This window comes from Maricaulis sp. D1M11, assembly GCF_047308265.1.
Taxonomy (GTDB): Bacteria; Pseudomonadota; Alphaproteobacteria; order Caulobacterales; family Maricaulaceae; genus Maricaulis.
In genome coordinates, this window is sequence record NZ_JBKQWY010000018.1 from 1 (window position 1) to 392 (window position 392).

Consider the following 392-nt stretch of genomic DNA (forward strand, 5'->3'; position numbering starts at 1 on the left):
ACGAGGGCCGGATGTCATCCATGGTCAGGCCATGGTTCGGATTATCCAGGGCAGTGAGATGAGTGCTGGAGATCCGTCTTCCCGAGCGTACGGTGCCGACGACACGGTTCATGTCGTCGTAGAAAAACTCCTGGATCTGGCCATTGTGCCAAAGCTGAGCGACCAGTCTTCCAAGATCATCATACAGGAAGTACTGGGACTTGCCCGTTGCATCCGTGGAGACGGCGACCTGACCGATCGAATTGTATTTGAAGGTCTCTTCGCCCGTCGTGACATGGGACCCGGACTGAGAGGTCGAGACCACCTGGCCCAGATTATTGTACACCGTCGTGGTGGTGTGGCCCGCACCTGTGACAACAGTCATGTGAGCCTGCGGGATCCCGGCCGTGCCG

At 57.9% G+C, this 392-nt stretch carries 1 pseudogene; it reads right to left on the reverse strand.

Annotated features, from left to right (window positions below):
- Positions 1 to 364: pseudogene (locus RMQ97_RS15445) on the reverse strand (hypothetical protein); the annotation flags it as partial.
- Positions 365 to 392: the final 28 nt, after the last annotated feature.